The 14,303-nt window shown below is 33.5% G+C and carries 15 protein-coding genes and 1 riboswitch; of the genes, 5 read left to right on the forward strand and 10 right to left on the reverse strand.

All coding sequences use genetic code 11. From position 1 onward, the window contains the following. Positions 1-265: 265 nt before the first annotated feature. Positions 266-955, forward strand: coding sequence for an alpha/beta hydrolase (locus tag P163_RS12930; RefSeq protein WP_034891978.1), 690 nt, complete (start codon positions 266-268; stop codon positions 953-955). 10 nt (positions 956-965) lie between these two features. Beyond that, positions 966-1,910 (forward strand): lytic transglycosylase domain-containing protein, encoded by a 945-nt coding sequence (locus P163_RS12935; protein WP_034891979.1) that lies wholly within the window; start codon positions 966-968, stop codon positions 1,908-1,910. A 5-nt stretch (positions 1,911-1,915) separates the two neighbouring features. Here P163_RS12935 and P163_RS12940 read toward each other — a convergent pair whose 3' ends face one another. Together P163_RS12940 and P163_RS12945 are read right to left on the reverse strand one after the other, a co-directional pair. Then, positions 1,916-2,632: a TlpA family protein disulfide reductase gene (locus P163_RS12940; protein WP_034891982.1), complete on the reverse strand. Its 717-nt coding sequence runs from the start codon at positions 2,630-2,632 to the stop codon at positions 1,916-1,918. A gap of 137 nt (positions 2,633-2,769) precedes the next feature. Beyond that, on the reverse strand, positions 2,770-3,285 hold the full coding sequence (locus tag P163_RS12945; protein WP_034891984.1) for a hypothetical protein: 516 nt from the start codon (positions 3,283-3,285) through the stop codon (positions 2,770-2,772). A 168-nt stretch (positions 3,286-3,453) separates the two neighbouring features. Between P163_RS12945 and rpmH the strand changes: the two genes are divergently transcribed. Next, positions 3,454-3,612: a 50S ribosomal protein L34 gene (gene rpmH, locus P163_RS12950; RefSeq protein ID WP_013071475.1), complete on the forward strand. Its 159-nt coding sequence runs from the start codon at positions 3,454-3,456 to the stop codon at positions 3,610-3,612. A 102-nt stretch (positions 3,613-3,714) separates the two neighbouring features. Next, positions 3,715-6,567 (forward strand): carbamoyl-phosphate synthase large subunit, encoded by a 2,853-nt coding sequence (carB, locus tag P163_RS12955; protein WP_034891986.1) that lies wholly within the window; start codon positions 3,715-3,717, stop codon positions 6,565-6,567. A gap of 69 nt (positions 6,568-6,636) precedes the next feature. Here the strand turns inward: carB and P163_RS12960 are convergent, their stop codons facing one another. Further along, entirely contained in the window at positions 6,637-7,047 is a 411-nt protein-coding gene (locus tag P163_RS12960) for a hypothetical protein (RefSeq protein ID WP_034891990.1), read from the reverse strand. Positions 7,048-7,138: 91 nt separating this feature from the next. On the opposite strand from P163_RS12960, the gene P163_RS12965 reads away from it, so the two are divergent. After that, a complete protein-coding gene (locus tag P163_RS12965) occupies positions 7,139-7,531 on the forward strand; it encodes a DUF423 domain-containing protein (RefSeq protein ID WP_034891993.1) in 393 nt (130 codons plus the stop codon). Here the strand turns inward: P163_RS12965 and P163_RS12970 are convergent, their stop codons facing one another. The 7 genes from P163_RS12970 to P163_RS13000 form a co-directional block, all read right to left on the reverse strand. Further along, positions 7,532-8,494: a bile acid:sodium symporter family protein gene (locus P163_RS12970; RefSeq protein WP_034891996.1), complete on the reverse strand. Its 963-nt coding sequence runs from the start codon at positions 8,492-8,494 to the stop codon at positions 7,532-7,534. It abuts the gene before it with no gap. After that, entirely contained in the window at positions 8,491-9,039 is a 549-nt protein-coding gene (locus P163_RS12975; RefSeq protein ID WP_034894365.1) for an acyl-CoA thioesterase, read from the reverse strand. Before P163_RS12975 ends, P163_RS12970 begins: the two co-directional genes overlap by 4 nt. Positions 9,040-9,041: 2 nt before the next feature. Continuing rightward, positions 9,042-9,407, reverse strand: coding sequence for a hypothetical protein (locus tag P163_RS12980; RefSeq protein ID WP_034892008.1), 366 nt, complete (start codon positions 9,405-9,407; stop codon positions 9,042-9,044). Positions 9,408-9,417: 10 nt separating this feature from the next. Next, positions 9,418-10,833: a DNA recombination protein RmuC gene (rmuC, locus tag P163_RS12985; RefSeq protein WP_034892010.1), complete on the reverse strand. Its 1,416-nt coding sequence runs from the start codon at positions 10,831-10,833 to the stop codon at positions 9,418-9,420. Positions 10,834-10,913: 80 nt separating this feature from the next. Next, the gene (locus tag P163_RS12990; protein ID WP_081891335.1) at positions 10,914-11,726 is read right to left on the reverse strand and encodes an ABC transporter ATP-binding protein; all 813 of its coding nucleotides are present in this window, start codon (positions 11,724-11,726) and stop codon (positions 10,914-10,916) included. After that, positions 11,714-12,745, reverse strand: coding sequence for an iron ABC transporter permease (locus P163_RS12995; RefSeq protein ID WP_034892015.1), 1,032 nt, complete (start codon positions 12,743-12,745; stop codon positions 11,714-11,716). The genes P163_RS12990 and P163_RS12995 overlap by 13 nt, the downstream gene beginning before the upstream one ends. Beyond that, entirely contained in the window at positions 12,746-13,885 is a 1,140-nt protein-coding gene (locus tag P163_RS13000; RefSeq protein WP_034892017.1) for an ABC transporter substrate-binding protein, read from the reverse strand. Between the two features lie 67 nt (positions 13,886-13,952). After that, a riboswitch (cobalamin riboswitch) is annotated at positions 13,953-14,239 on the forward strand. Positions 14,240-14,303: the final 64 nt, after the last annotated feature.

The raw sequence follows: 14,303 nt of genomic DNA on the forward strand, positions 1-14,303 counted from the left end.
ATATTTCTAAATTGAATAATGTATGATTTGAATAACGGTACTCCTTCTTAATTTATAAAGGAACTATTTAATATAAAATAAGATCTACTATAGAAAGGCTACGATAGATTTATTACATTATAGGTAATATATTTAAGAACGAAGGTTTTTAGAGCTTAGCATCTGCATTTGACCTATAAAGTATATGTCCCCCAAAAAAATAACTGTAATTTTGATAGTAAATTTACAATATAACCAGCGCTGTTAGTGTTATACACATGTTAAAATGCTCGAAGAGAAAGATTTAATACACGTTTACCTGGTTCCCGGGATGGCAGCCAATCCAAGTATCTTTGAAAATATAAAGCTCCCAGAGACACAATTCAAAATGCATTTATTAGAATGGATGATCCCAGAAAAGGACGAATCCTTGAGAGATTATGCTTTAAGGTGGAGCAAAGATGTTAAACATAACAATGCAGTACTTATTGGCGTATCTTTTGGTGGTGTAGTGGCGCAGGAGATGAGTGAATTTCTGGATCTCAAAAGATTAATTATTATTTCTAGCGTAAAATGTAGAGCAGAGTTGCCAAGAAGAATGCGATATGCGTCTGCAACAGGCCTATATAGATTATTACCTACCAGTTTAATGAACTATGTAGATCATTTTAAAAAGATTGCTTATGGAGACTTCTTAACTAAAAGAGCCCATCTGTATCGTAAATATCTATCTGTTAGAGATATTTATTATATCGATTGGTCTATTAAGAATATGGTATGCTGGGATCGACAAGTTCCTAAAGATGGATTAGTACATATACATGGAGATTGTGATATGGTTTTTCCTTATAAATATATTAAGGACTGTATCACGGTTAAGGGAGGGACTCATATTATGGTTGTAAATAGATTTAGATGGTTCAATACGCATTTACCAGGTTTAATATTAAACGGAAGATTAGATAAGAAAATATAAATTATAAGTTATGAAAATTATAAAAATGTTATTAATGGCTGTTGGATTTATTGCTATCCTAGCAGTAAGTATCCAAGCAGTGCAAAAAGGTCCAGATCTAGGAGTAAATCCTATTAAGAATAACGACCCCGTTACGGGTGATAATTATAATATTTACTCTCTTCCAATGCCACAGAATTTGGAATTTGCAGGGGAGATGGTGCCTATCGAGAATCCTGATATTTATGAAAGAATGGATAAGGAGCTATTGGTTAATACGTATTGGCAATCTAATGCTTTGTTATTAATAAAAAGAGCCCATAAATATTTTCCTATTATAGAGCCGATATTAAAAGCAAACGGAGTGCCAGATGATTTTAAATACCTAGCAGTTATAGAAAGTGGTCTTACTCAAGTAGTTTCTCCGGCGGGTGCTGTGGGGTTCTGGCAGATAATGGAAGGTACAGGGAAAGATTTTAAATTAGAGATTAATGATAACGTAGATGAACGTTATAATATCGAAAAGTCTACACAGGTAGCTTGTGATTATCTTAAGCAATCTAAAGCTAAATTTGGAACATGGACTATGGCTGCTGCTGCTTACAATGCAGGAAATGCGGGGGTGATGCGTCAATTAGATAGACAGGATGCTAGTAATTATTATGACCTTTTATTGGGTGAAGAGACTGGACGTTATGTATTTAGAATACTTGCCTTAAAGGAAATATTAAAGAATCCGATTCAGTATGGTTTTAATATAGAAGAGGAGCATTTATATAAAAATATTCCAAGTTATAATGTAAAAGTAGATACAGCTGTAAAAGATTTCCCTGCATTTGCAAGAAAATTTGATATCAATTATAAGATCTTAAAGATTCATAATCCTTGGTTGAGAGAAGCTTTTTTAAATAATAAATCCGGAAAGCTTTATGAGATTCAAATACCTGAAAAAGGAGTTTATAAATTCTCTAAATAATGATATTAATTGTTGTTTATAGCAACAGTTTCTTTTGATAGCGTAAATTTCTTGCTCTCAAATAATAAATGATTTGCAATTCCATCATGTATAGAATTGTAGTTCATTTTATAAGATTCGTCAAAGGTTTTGCTTAGTGGGTGGGTAATACCTCGTCGAATATCAAGAATTTTCTTGGTTCCATCCAATAGAAAAGTTGTAGGTAATCCAAGAGAATGTTTTAATTGACTTATTACAAAGGAATCGTTATTTTTTTGTTCGTCTACATAAAGAACGGTAATGTTATTGCTGTAATCTTTGGACATTTTTTTTGCAACTTTTTTGGTGTCCCAAAAAAGTATTACAAATTCTACCTGATCTTTATATTTTGATGCCAAAGCATTAATAGCAGGAATTTCCCCTTCTGTTGCAATACACCAAGAGGCGTATGTAATTAAATAAACGGGTTTTTTTATATTGTAGAGGTCAATTTTTTTACCTTTAAGGTCATTCAATTCAAAATTATCCATATAACTACCATTCAAATCTTCCTGAACAAGCGTGTCGAATAATGTATGAGCTTTCTCGTAATTTCTTAATCTATATGCTTTCTTAGCCTGCTTTTCATATTTAGGTAGGTGCAAAGCTAGAGCCTCAGAAAATAAAATTCTTGGATCATCCTGCTGGGCGAAAGCACCTAGACTAAAGTTAAAAATTAAAAAGCAGAGTAATAGTCTTACCATATTTTTTGCATCACTACAAAAATAAAGGTAATTTATACCGGTGGCCCGTCATAAAATATTCGTTGAAGGACCTAGAAATTAGTCGAATGGTAAGCTGTGTTTGAAGTATCTTAAGAACAGTAACAGCATAATGAAATTTAAATCTTTTTCATCTGTTGTTTCATCATCTGTATTTGCTCTTTCATCATACCGTGTTTATCTAATTTCTTAGCTTCGGTTAAGTATATTTGAGCTTCGCGCTTACGTCTCTTGGTCATTGCTATACCTGCAAGATTTAACTTAGCCATGGCAAGATCCTGATCCATTGCAAGTCCTAGTTTTATTGCTTTTTTGAAATACTTTTCTGCTTTGGTAATATTGGTTTGAGAAAGCATAAGGCCGTGTAGGTACCAATAATATCCTTGTTGTTTTTGGGTAAGTGCAGCTTCAGGATTTTTTATCTTATCTAGCCACTTCTTAGCTCCTGGAAAATCTTGTTTTCGCAACCTAAGAAATGCTAGTAATATCATTTCATTTTTAAAGTAAAGGAATACAAATATTCCGGCTAAAAGAATATACATAATTCCGTTACCGATATTCCCTAAATAAAACTGCCAGATAGAAACTAATAAGATAATTCCGGCTAAAACTAATTTGATATTTTTGTTGAACATATTGGGTTTTTATATTTCAATGCGCAAAGTTAACAAAAACATTTAAAATTATTTTTATTAAGTTTTTGCATGAGATAAAAGTCTTTGTATATTTGCACGCAGTTTTAAGGAAAGGCTTAGAACTATTTAAACAAAGAATCCCACAGAAGATATTAAAGATAATTAAAAATGAAAAGAACATTTCAACCATCTAAGAGAAAAAGAAAAAACAAGCACGGTTTCAGAGAACGCATGGCAAGTGTGAACGGAAGAAAAGTGTTAGCTAGAAGAAGAGCTAAAGGTAGAAAAAAATTATCCGTATCTTCTGAGAACAGACACAAACACTAATGAGAATTAGTTTTTAAATATTAAGGTGTTACTTTTATAAGTAACGCCTTTTTTTATATCTAACAGTTTCCTATTTAATCAACTTAAAACTACCTCCTTAACATGCCAAAAAATAATAAAATTAAAAGTGTTTTAATAATTGGGTCTGGTCCTATAGTTATAGGGCAGGCATGCGAATTCGATTATGCTGGAGCTCAGTCTCTAAAATCTTTAAGAGAAGAAGGAATTGAAACTATTCTTATCAACTCTAATCCGGCTACAATAATGACAGATCCTTCTATGGCAGATCATGTGTATTTAAAGCCATTAACAACTAGATCTATTGTAGAGATATTAAAAGCACATCCAAATATTGATGCGGTTCTGCCTACCATGGGTGGTCAAACTGCTTTAAACCTTTGTATTGAAGCAGATGAAAAAGGAATTTGGAAAGATTTCGATGTAAAATTGATCGGTGTAGACATAGATGCTATCAATATTACAGAAGATAGAGAGAAATTCAAACAGTTAATGGGTAAGATTGGAATTCCGGTGGCTCCTGCAAAAACTGTTACTTCTTATTTGCAAGGTAAAGAAGTAGCGCAAGAATTTGGTTTTCCTTTAGTTATTAGAGCGTCATTTACATTAGGAGGTAGTGGTGCTGCATTTGTACATAGGGCAGAAGATTTTGATGAACTTTTAACTAGAGGTCTGGAAGCTTCCCCTATACATGAAGTTTTAATAGATAAAGCACTTCTTGGATGGAAAGAGTATGAGCTAGAATTGTTGCGCGATAAGAATGACAACGTTGTGATTATTTGTTCTATTGAAAATATGGATCCAATGGGAATCCATACAGGAGATTCTATTACGGTGGCTCCGGCAATGACGCTTAGTGATACAGCATATCAGCGAATGAGAGATATGGCTATCAAAATGATGAGAAGTATTGGGGATTTTGCAGGTGGGTGTAATGTTCAGTTTGCAGTAAGTCCAGATGAAAATGAAGATATTATTGCTATAGAGATTAACCCTAGGGTTTCTAGATCTTCTGCACTAGCTTCTAAAGCCACTGGATATCCTATCGCAAAAATAGCTACTAAGCTTGCAATTGGGTATCATTTAGATGAATTGCAAAATCAGATCACTAAATCTACTTCAGCATTATTTGAGCCTACTTTAGATTATGTAATTGTAAAAATTCCTCGTTGGAACTTCGATAAATTTGAAGGAAGTGATAGAACCCTCGGACTTCAGATGAAATCAGTAGGAGAAGTAATGGGAATTGGAAGATCTTTTCAGGAAGCACTTCATAAAGCAACTCAGTCTTTAGAGATCAAAAGAAATGGTCTTGGTGCAGATGGGAAAAGTTATACAAATTACGAGCAGATCATAGAAAAACTAACTCACGCTAGTTGGGATCGAGTTTTTGTGATCTATGATGCTATACAAATAGGAATTCCGCTAAGTAGAATTCATGAAATTACGAAAATAGACATGTGGTTCCTTAGACAATATGAGGAATTATATGCGTTGGATGTAGAAATATCTAAATACGATATCAATTCTATTCAAAAAGATCTGATGTTGGAAGCTAAACAAAAAGGATTCGCAGATAGACAGATAGCGCATATGCTAGGATGTTTGGAAAGCGAAGTCTATAATAAAAGAGACGAATTCAACATCAATAGAATATATAAACTTGTAGATACATGTGCTGCAGAGTTTAAAGCAGAGACTCCATATTATTATTCTACGTTTGAGGCTGAAATTGAAACAGCTGATGGAAAGCGTTATGTAGATAATGAAAGCAAAGTAAGCGATAAGAAAAAGATTGTAGTTTTAGGTTCCGGGCCTAACCGAATTGGGCAAGGAATTGAGTTTGATTATTGTTGTGTTCACGGAGTGTTAGCAGCATCAGAATGTGGCTATGAGACCATCATGATTAACTGTAACCCGGAAACGGTTTCTACAGATTTTGATGTAGCAGATAAATTATATTTTGAACCCGTATATTGGGAGCATATATATGACATTATAAGACACGAAAAACCTGAAGGAGTTATTGTGCAGCTTGGAGGTCAAACCGCGCTTAAACTTGCTGAAAAGCTGGATCGTTACGGAATTAAGATCATAGGAACTAGTTATGAATCTTTAGATCTTGCCGAAGACAGAGGAAGTTTTTCAAAATTATTACAGGAGAATGACATTCCTTACCCAGAATTTGGGGTAGCAGAAACTGCTGATGAAGCTTCAGCACTTGCAGATGAATTAGATTTTCCAATTTTAGTGAGGCCATCTTATGTATTAGGAGGTCAGGGGATGAAGATCGTTATTAATAAAGATGAATTAGAAGCTCATGTGGTAGATCTGTTAAGAAAGATACCAAACAACAAGTTATTGCTAGATCATTATCTAGATGGAGCTATAGAGGCAGAGGCAGATGCTATCTGCGACGGGGAAGATGTGTACATTATTGGAATTATGGAGCATATAGAACCTTGCGGAATTCATTCTGGAGATTCTCACGCCTTATTACCACCTTTCAATCTTGGAGATCTTGTAATGCAGCAGATTAAAGATCATACCTTAAAAATAGCGAAAGCTTTAAATACGGTAGGTCTTATAAATATCCAGTTCGCTATTAAAGATGAAATGGTTTATATTATTGAAGCTAATCCTAGAGCATCTAGAACGGTTCCGTTTATCGCAAAAGCTTATAAAGAGCCTTATGTGAATTACGCAACTAAAGTAATGCTAGGAGAGAAGAAGGTAAAAGACTTTACATTCAATCCACAACTAAAAGGATATGCTATAAAGGAGCCAGTGTTCTCTTTTGATAAGTTTCATAATGTAAACAAGCAATTGGGACCAGAAATGAAGAGTACCGGAGAAGGAATTCTTTTTATTGACAGTCTTAGAGATGATACTTTTTATGATCTATATTCAAGAAGAAGAATGTATTTGAGTAAATAATCTTAGGTAAAATTAAAAGAGGCTGATAATTAATTATCAGCCTCTTTTAATTTTATAGCACTTAGAAAATTATTTCTTTCTACTCAATTCAATGATTTGAACGGCATTACTTCCATCTGTAGATTTCCATAATTGCTTATCTTTTTTGTTAGTGATCACGATCCAAGTTTTATCAAAATCAGATTTTTTCTCATCTTTTGATTTTCTTTCATTACCAGTAATCGTTAAATTACTATCCATCAATTTCCAATCAAATTTTTGAACATCGCTAAATTCATTATTGAAAATATTATATTCAATGTTCTTTTCTCCAGAACCATCCTTATTTAGAACAATCTCTCCTGCATTTCTGGTAGTTATATTTTGACCTTTTTGATTGTTTACTTCGTATCTGTCAACATTCCAGGTTCCGATGATTTTTTGACTACAACTGGTTAAAAATAGAGCACAAAGTGCTGTAAGTAATAATGATTTTTTCATATCTCTTAATTTTTAATCAAAGATACCATAAATTGCACGCTATAGAAGGATTAGGCAAACAGGACCCTAATTTTTCACTTAATTTTAGCATATGAAAGAAACGATGTTAATTTTCGGAGGCATTTTTGGAACACTAGCAGTTATTTTTGGTGCTTTTGGAGCACATGCACTAAAGAAGAAATTCAACGAAGATCAGTTAAAAAGCTTCGAAACGGGAGTAAAATACCAGATTTATCATGCTCTTATCATTATAATTAGTGGTGTTATTTTTCCATTTCTGAATACTTCTCAGAATATTATGGGTTGGTGTTTTATAATAGGTGTAATGCTATTTTCGTTTAGTATTTACGGACTTTGCTTGAGCGGTGCTTATGGTAATAAACTTAAAATTTTAGGTCCAATTACTCCTTTAGGTGGATTATTGCTTGTTATTGGTTGGGTAATATTTACATTTCAGGCAGCAGAAATTGCTTTATATCTATAACTATTCTGTAATTTCCTCCAAAACTCTCTTCTGATATTTTTGAGCGAAAAAGGATACTAATACCAACTGAAAAATATGGTAAAGCATAATTGGTAATAAGAATAAGCCAACATTTGGATTCGTTCCAAAAATGATCTTTACCATAATAGAGCCATGAACCAAAGATTTCTTAGTTCCACAGAACTTTGCTGTTATAGTATCTTGTAAATTAAAGCCGAAGAGTTTGCATAAATATCCGGTTAGTTTATAAACACTTAAGAATAGAAAGATCACTATTCCAAAAAGTTTTAAAAGATCTGTCCATTCAATATTATCAAATAAATTTGAATTAAAAGAATGGCTAAAGCTGGTAAAGACAATTAGAATAATAACAGCTTTATCAAACAAACTGAGCTGTTTACTGTATTTATTAGCCCATTTCCCTAAGAATCTTTGAAGAATAACTCCCAGAAAAAGTGGAATAACGATCTGGATAACTAGGTCTATCACAATTTCCATAAAATCGAACTCTCCAGAGTTCATCATAAAAATACTCATCCATAAAGGCGTAACCACAATCCCAATTAACCCAGAAACACTGGCGTTAAAAATTGCAGTTGGTAAATTTCCTCTGGCAATTGCCACCATGACTACCGCAGAGGTAACTGTAGACGGAAGCGCTCCTAAAAAGAATATTGCTAACCATAATTTGGACTCTGTACCACCTTCAAAAAAAGGAATGAAGATCATCGTTAGCAATGGAAATATTACGAATGTGGTAAGATGAATTAAAATGTGCGATTTATAATTTAAAAATCCCAATTTAAGCTCTGCTGGTGCTAATTTAAGCCCGTAAAAGAAAAATATAAACCCTACACCAATATCTATAATGTGCTGTACAGGTAATAGCTCTAACACAGTAGGGAAAAAGTAAGCGAGTGCGATAGCTACTATTAAGGCAATGATAAATCCGTTTGGCTTCAAGACAGCTGCATTTTTACATTATGATCTTCTAATAAATGAATGTATTCATGTGAGGCAAAATCTGTTTCGTGAAATTCTTTCTTTCTTTTGAATTTCATTTTATTCCTTTTAATGCTTTTTACAAACCTTCTAATATCATGATCATTTTCTAAAATAAGACCTGGCACACTGATGGATTTCCCATCATCATCTTTAGCAACCATCGTAAAATAAGATGAATTACAATGCTTAATTTGTCCAGTCTGAATATTTTCAGCTTCCACACGAATTCCTATAACCATAGAGCTTCTTCCAACATAATTTACGGAAGCTTTCATAGTTACCAATTCTCCAATTTCTATTGGATTTAAAAAGTCTACCGTGTCTACACTTGCAGTTACACAATAAACTCTGGAGTGTTTAGAGGCACATGCAAATGCTATTTGATCTAGTAATGATAAAATGTAGCCTCCATGAATCTTTCCATTAAAATTTGAGTGGGAGGGAAGCATTAATTCTGAAATTACTACTTGAGATTCTGATATTTTTTTAAATTTTTCCTGCATCATTAATTCCTAAAATGTGGAGATTGGACTTCTTCCACTTTATTTATAAAATATTTGGTATCACCCCAAAATACAAACGTAGCATATCGCTCTACATAGGTGAGTTTAACGTAATTGCCTTGATTGTTCTTAAGCTTATCTATAACTTCTTTTTTCTCGCTTAAAACAGAAAATTCAAAGATCTGGGCACCACTTATTCCTTGACTTATCTCACCCTCATAGGTTTTAGTGATCACTCCTTTGCTGCTAAATTTTATAAGTTCTCCGGTTCTTGTGCCTTCACTATAAGGCACAAAATATACAAAGGCGAAATATACTAAATACAGCAAAAACAATCCGCCAAGTATGTAAAACAAGATTCTTTTCATTAGGTGATAGTTAGTTTTCTAAATTTAATAGTTCTTCTTCCTCTTCATCATTTCTTTCCTTTGCAATCAATTTCGGGTCGAGCTGTTTACTCGCGCTGGCGCCTAATTTCTTTAGTTTTTCCACTTTCCTTACAAGATTTCCCTTTCCGGTAAGCTTCTTCATGGCAGTATCATACGTATTCTGCACGGTGCCTATTTGCTTTCCAACTTTAAGAAGATCTTCGGTTAAATTGGTAAAAGAATCATACAACGCCCCAGCTTGCTTAGCAATTTCTAAAGCATTTTCCTTTTGCTTTTCATTTTGCCACATGGTGTCAATGGTTTTTAGAACCGCAAGTAGCGTAGTTGGAGTAACAATTATAATATTTTTCTCGAAAGCATCAGAATATAGTGCCGGATATTCATGAGAAGCAATTGCAAAAGCAGACTCTATTGGTATGAACAGCAAAACAAAATCTGGACTTTCCATTTGGTAAAGTGCATGATAATTCTTGGCGCTCAATTCTTCAACTCTTCTTTTTACTGAAATCAAATGATCTTTAAGGTGCTTGGCTTTCGCTAAACTATCATTTTCATTGATATAGCGCTCATAAGCATTGAGAGATACTTTAGAATCTACGATCATTTTTTTATCTCCTGGAAGATGAATCACCACATCGGGCATCACTCTTTTCCCACTATTATTAGTGAAGTTCTGCTGAACAAAATATTCACTATTTTTCTCCAGTCCGCTGCGTTCTAATACTCTTTCTAACACCATCTCGCCCCAATTACCCTGCATTTTGGTATCACCCTTTAAAGCGCGTGTTAAGTTGATGGCTTCTTCACTAATCTTTAAATTTTGTTCATTTAAAAATTGAAGTTGTTTTCCTAATTCGGCGTGGCGTTCTATAAAATCGTTGGAATTCTTATCTACCTTTTCTTCAAAGAGTTTGATTTTCTCATTTAGCGGATTCAAAATATTCTGAATGTTCTCTTTGTTGAGTAAAGTGAATTTTTCAGATTTTTGCTCCAAGATCTTATTGGCCAAGATTTCAAAATCTTTGGTGAATTTTTCTTGAAGTTTTTCAACTTCTGCTTTCTGCTCTAAATTACGTTGCTGTAAATTTTCGAATTCGGAGTTTCTTCTGGTAAGTTCAGAGTTCAAGAAATCTTTTTCTTTTCGGATGTTTTCTTTTTGATACTCACTCTTCTCTAATCTATTTTCAAGATCAAATCTAACCGAACTATTTTCTTTTTTTAAATTTTCTATAGTATTGATATTAAATGAATTAACATCTTCTATTTTAAGTTTAAGTTGATTGTTTTGTTCCTCGATCTTACTACGCTCCGATTTACTTTTTAATCCCGAAATAAGCGATCCTAAAAAGAAGCCTAAGCTAAGAGCAATAACAATTATAAGACTAACTATTAAATAGTCGTTCATAGAAACGATTGATTTTGTTCAAAGATACTTATTTGAATTTCTTTTAAAAGATATTATGAAAAATTAGGGAGTAACGTATTTTAAGTTTTGATCTTAAAAGAATTGGAGATCTTATCAAAAACTATAAGATCTGAAGGGAAAAGTGTAGCAAAAGAATCATTTTCAATAAGTTGTTTTGGGCTTCCTACGCTAACTTTATCTGGCTGCATTAAAACAATCTTATCACAAAGCTGAAGTGCAAGATTGATCTCATGAGTAGCAAATAGAATGCTTTTATTGGTTTGAACACAAAGCTTTTTAAGCAATTTAAGAATATATGCTTGGTGATAAATATCTAAATGGGTAGTAGGTTCATCTAAAATTATAAGAGGAGTATCTTGAGCAATGGCTCGCCCAATAAGAACTTTCTGCAATTGACCGTCGCTTAATTCAAAACACTTTTTATCTCTTAACTCAGTAATTCCAACAAGCTCTAAGGCGGTGTTTATTTGCTGAATATCTCTTTTACCTAAAGTGCCAATCCAATTGGTATAGGGTTGTCTACCCAAAGCAATCAACTCAAAAACACTTAAATTCTTAGAGATAGGTTGTTCGGTAAGTACGATACTTATCAATTCTGAAAGATCTTCCGGAGAGATATTTTTTAAAGATTTATTATTGATGGAAATATTACCATCGAGTGCGTCTTGTACTCCAATTAAACTTCGCAACAATGTAGATTTTCCAACGCCGTTTACTCCAATTAAAGCTACTAACTCCCCTTGATTTACATCAAAATCTATATTAGAAGCAATAATGCTTTTAACATTTTTGCTCTTATAACCAATTTGAAGATCATTAGCGCTAAGTACTGTATGGAGGTTTTTAGTTTCGATAGGTTCTAAAATAAAAATTTACGTTTTCTTACCAATAACCAAATTACAACAGGCGCACCAATTAAAGAAGTAATTGCATTTATGGGTAAAGTATATTGTGAGCCCGGTAATTGCGCAGCGATATCGCAAATAAGCATTAGAATAGCACCTCCCAAGATTACAGCGGGTAATATTATTCTATGATCATTAACTGGTATTACTTGTTTTATTAAATGCGGGACTGCCAACCCAACAAAAGCTATTGGTCCTGCAAAAGCTGTAATACTTCCCGCAAGTAGGCTGGTAGATATTATAATAAGAATTCTGTTTCTAGATATGCTCACTCCTAAACTTTTAGCGTATTGTTCCCCCAGCAGTAAAGAATTTAAATTCTTGATACAGAAGATGGCTATAATTATACCTACAAACCAAAATATTGATAAAATGCCAACTTCATTCCAAGCTAAATTTCCTAAACTTCCAAAAGACCAGAAAATATATTGTTGTAATTGTGCAGCCGAACTAAAATAGGAGAGTACACTTACCACTGCAGCTGTTAGGCTGGCAAACATAAGCCCAATGATTAATATGGCCATAGTATCTCGCAATCTAGATGATGCTAATAAAACGGCAAATAGAACTAATAAACTTCCAATACTGGAAGCCAAGACAAGACTCCATTTAGATAATAAAATGGTAGCAGTAAAACCTCCAAATAGGCTAGCTCCCATCAATAATATCGCTACTCCCAAACTCGCTCCAGAACTTAGTCCTAAAACATAAGGACCAGCCAACGGATTTCTGAATAGCGTTTGCATTAAAAGTCCGCTAACGGCAAGACCGGAACCGGTTAAAATAGCTGTAAATACTTTTGGTAATCTATATTCTGAAATTATATATCTATGACTTTCAAGACTCACCTCTCCGTGAAAAAAAGTACCTAAAATATCCTTAAGTGGAATACTTACAGATCCTAAACTGAGATTGATAAAAGCAATAACTACTAGTAAAACCAATAGTATTAGTAATAATCCTCTGTATTTCTTTGTTTTTGGCATTTAATCCAGAGGTTTGAAAAAGGTAGGTTTGTAATCTTTTAAAAGCTCAGGATGAAATATGGAAATTAAATCTTTAAGAACAAGATCCGGCCTATTTGGAGCTAATTCATAATATAAGACACCACCCGTAGCTCCCATAGTATTGCTATAAGTGAAAACCTTTTTCTTTTGAACGGCCTTAAATTGTTTGTAATGTTGGGAAGTTTCGTATAACTGCTCATAACTTTGAAATTGACCTGGAGCCACCCAGAAATCTGCGTTCTGAGCATCGTTGAGAACAGATTCAAAGGAGAGAGCTTTACTGCCACTTCCTTCTGTGTCTTTATAAATATATGCTGCGTTGGCATCTTTAATGAATTGAGCCTGCCAAGAATTTCCGTAGGGTACAAACCATGAATCTTTATACATAGACCCTGCGATGACTAATGGGGTTTCATCTACAGATTGTGCTAGTTGCTTTGCTTCCTTATAATTCTTAGCAATATCATCGTAAATTTCTTCCGCTTCTTCAGATTTATCGAAAAGCGCTCCAAAGAATTTGATCCATTCTGCTTTTCCCATAGGAGATTCTTCGGTCCAATCTCCATTAAAGATCACTGGAATTCCACTTTTCTCAATAGTGTTATAGGTTTTATTATTACCATCTATGGCAAAACCTATAACAAGATCAGGTTCTAAGGTGATAAGAATTTCGGTATTGATCGCTTCATTTTTACCAAGCTCTACGATCTTATTTTCAGCTATTAAAGCTCTTGTAGTTTCTGAAGAAATATAATCCAACCCGGGGAAACCTATTAAAGCTTCAGTTTCATCTAAAGCTTCAAGTGAAGGGATGTGAGTAGTAGAAGTGAGCACAATACGTTTTATAGGAATATTAATTTTTTTATCGAATTCTATTGTAGATGGTACTTTACTTTCATCTTCTACCAATAGATATTTAAAACTTTTTTCGGCATTTGGCCAAGGATCTGTAATGGTTAAAATCTTATATCCGTTGTATTTCGAAATGGTAAATCCATGCGCATTTTCAATTTTCAAAGATTCGCCGATTTCTTGAGAAGTAGAATCTACTTCATTCTTTTCTTCATTTTTACAAGAGAGGAAAAGCAGGGAAATGCATAAAATTAGAATAGGTCTCAAAGATTTAATTTTGGTTCAAAAGTAAGATTATTTAGAATTTTTACATCTTAAGAAACATAAATGTTTAATTTCGCATCGAATTTTTGGTTTGACATGGAGATTATCTAAATAAATAATAGCCTGTCAATTAAAAGGGAATCAGGAAAATTGAAATTTTTAAAAGAATACATACTCTTTAAAAGTTTTGATGTAATGCCTGAGCTGTTCCCGCAACTGTATGCTTAGTCTAAGACGGTATTTTGCCGAATTAGATGCTTGATGTTATTACTTCAAAAAAACCACTGTTCTTTTTTGAATGGGAAGGTAAATATCAAGACGCGAGCCAGGAGACCTGCCAATATTCACCAAATGTCAAACTTTCGGGATAAAAGTTTGGTGTAGTATACTACATCTTTTCTCCTGGCAATAATTTAAAAAC

It is taken from the genome of Gillisia sp. Hel_I_29, assembly GCF_000744275.1.
In the GTDB taxonomy this organism is placed as follows: domain Bacteria; phylum Bacteroidota; class Bacteroidia; order Flavobacteriales; family Flavobacteriaceae; genus Gillisia.

What these genes read in the sequence shown, in the direction of transcription:
- P163_RS12930 (WP_034891978.1), top strand. Translation starts at nt 266, where the DNA reads ATGCTCGAAGAGAAAGATTTAATACACGTTTACCTGGTTCCCGGGATG.
- P163_RS12935 (WP_034891979.1), top strand. Translation starts at nt 966, where the DNA reads ATGAAAATTATAAAAATGTTATTAATGGCTGTTGGATTTATTGCTATC.
- P163_RS12940 (WP_034891982.1), bottom strand. Translation starts at nt 2,632, where the DNA reads ATGGTAAGACTATTACTCTGCTTTTTAATTTTTAACTTTAGTCTAGGT.
- P163_RS12945 (WP_034891984.1), bottom strand. Translation starts at nt 3,285, where the DNA reads ATGTTCAACAAAAATATCAAATTAGTTTTAGCCGGAATTATCTTATTA.
- rpmH (WP_013071475.1), top strand. Translation starts at nt 3,454, where the DNA reads ATGAAAAGAACATTTCAACCATCTAAGAGAAAAAGAAAAAACAAGCAC.
- carB (WP_034891986.1), top strand. Translation starts at nt 3,715, where the DNA reads ATGCCAAAAAATAATAAAATTAAAAGTGTTTTAATAATTGGGTCTGGT.
- P163_RS12960 (WP_034891990.1), bottom strand. Translation starts at nt 7,047, where the DNA reads ATGAAAAAATCATTATTACTTACAGCACTTTGTGCTCTATTTTTAACC.
- P163_RS12965 (WP_034891993.1), top strand. Translation starts at nt 7,139, where the DNA reads ATGAAAGAAACGATGTTAATTTTCGGAGGCATTTTTGGAACACTAGCA.
- P163_RS12975 (WP_034894365.1), bottom strand. Translation starts at nt 9,039, where the DNA reads ATGCAGGAAAAATTTAAAAAAATATCAGAATCTCAAGTAGTAATTTCA.
- P163_RS12980 (WP_034892008.1), bottom strand. Translation starts at nt 9,407, where the DNA reads ATGAAAAGAATCTTGTTTTACATACTTGGCGGATTGTTTTTGCTGTAT.
- rmuC (WP_034892010.1), bottom strand. Translation starts at nt 10,833, where the DNA reads ATGAACGACTATTTAATAGTTAGTCTTATAATTGTTATTGCTCTTAGC.
- P163_RS12995 (WP_034892015.1), bottom strand. Translation starts at nt 12,745, where the DNA reads ATGCCAAAAACAAAGAAATACAGAGGATTATTACTAATACTATTGGTT.